This is a genomic window from Methylobacterium sp. CCH5-D2 (genome assembly GCF_001556475.1).
Lineage (GTDB): Bacteria > Pseudomonadota > Alphaproteobacteria > Rhizobiales > Beijerinckiaceae > Methylobacterium > Methylobacterium hispanicum.
In genome coordinates this window covers 1-1,610 of the sequence record NZ_LSIX01001109.1, presented here as the reverse complement: position 1 = coordinate 1,610, position 1,610 = coordinate 1, and the positions used below count along the sequence as shown (strand labels likewise).

Sequence of the window (1,610 nt, the reverse complement as noted above, 5' to 3'; positions counted from 1 at the left end):
CCCCGCAACGACCCAGCCGATACAGCAGACCACGGACCCGGCCGCGCAGGGCCGCGGCGACGCGAGCGCGGACCGGCCCGAGGGCGAGCCCGCCGCAACGCCCACCAACGCCTTCGAGGCGTTCGGCTCCTTCCCCGGATAGATGGCGCCCAGGCCGCCCGCTCGCGAGAGCGACCGGGAGCGGGCGGGCCGATGCCCTAGTCGGGCAAGTAGATCTGGCGGTGGTAGGCGGGCACGGTCGCGACCGCCACCACCTCGGCCCCGTCGAGAAGTCCCGCGAACAGGGGTCCGCTCGCGCTGAGCGCGATGCGGCTCGCCGTGCGGCCGGCCGGCACGGAATAGACGAACTCGGAGACCTGATCCGCCTTGTAGAGGCGGTAGAAGTCCGGCTTGGCGACCGAGGACACCTTGGGCTCCACGTGGGCGCGGGCCGCGACGCCGCGCTCGTAGCGCGCGCTCAGGCTGAGCCGGTCGTCGCCCTCGGTCGCCATGTCCCACGTCTCCTCGACCTGAGTGGCGCCGGCCTCGTTCGAGCGTGCCGTCCTGGTCATCGCGACCTTCGCCGGCTTGTACACGCCATAGGCTCCCGGCGCCGCCTGCGCTGGAGCGATCATCCCGCCGATCACCATGAAGGCGGCGGCGCCGCTCTGCGCGTTCTTCGCCGAGGTTCCCCACACGGCGTACTTGTCGGGATAGGCGGCGGCCTTCCCGTCCGCGTCGCTCTGGGAGAGCCCCTCGATTAGGATCAGGACGAGGTTCGCGTCCTTGGCGGCGCCCGAGCCCGGCACGGCGGCCCAGCCCGCGGGCAGGGCCTTGGCCAGCTTGTCCGGATCCGTCCTGATGAAGACGACGGTTCTCGTCTCGGTCGTGGTGAGATCCAATCTATCCGCTACGGCGACGCCGGGGATCTGTAGGACCGCCGCAATCGCGGCTGCGGAAATCCGAAGGCGAGCCCACCGCATCGAGACCTCCCGGTTCCGGGCCCTGCGATAGGGTGCGCAACACGCGTCCCGCCGCAGCGCCCGACGGCAAATCCCCCCAGCGCGCGTTTTCGCGGCAATTCCCCGTCGTGGCAATTCCCCGTCGTGGCAATTCCTCGTCGTGGCTGCGCGCCGGGGACTGTGTTTCCCGCCATGACGCCTCTCGGCAGGCTGCCGAATGCCGCGCACCCAGACGCCGGGCCGCGCCGGGACGACGCGGGCACAGGGCGCCGACCCATCCGACCCACCGCAAAGTCGAGTTCGCCTATTCGCCGCCCTGACACACGATCGCCCCATTTCGGCATTTGAGCTTGGCAACAAGAAACAAACGATTTACAAAAACGAACACAAAATAAAACGTATGTCGTCGTACAAACTGTTGATTTGTACTTCGTCATACTTTCGCAACCTTCTCATTCCCGGTCTCAGACCGTCCCCCTCTCACCCGTTCGGCGCGGCGCCACCCAGCGTGTCGCCGCTCGAAACGCCGTGCGCGCTCGCTGCACGGCAACAGCGCCGGCCGCTCGCGGCCAGGCATCCTCTAGGCAGAGAAAGAGACACCCCGAACGATGCGGTTCACACGTCACAACGACAGCCTCGCTTTCGACGATTTCTGGAACCGGGTGGAGC

General features: G+C 68.2%; 1 protein-coding gene. It reads right to left on the bottom strand.

Going from position 1 to position 1,610, the window contains the following annotated elements; genetic code table 11:
* Nucleotides 1–197: 197 nt before the first annotated feature.
* Nucleotides 198–881 carry a hypothetical protein gene (locus AX737_RS29945; RefSeq protein WP_066927700.1) on the bottom strand — a complete coding sequence of 228 codons (684 nt, stop codon included), beginning with the start codon at nucleotides 879–881 and terminating at the stop codon, nucleotides 198–200.
* Nucleotides 882–1,610: the final 729 nt, after the last annotated feature.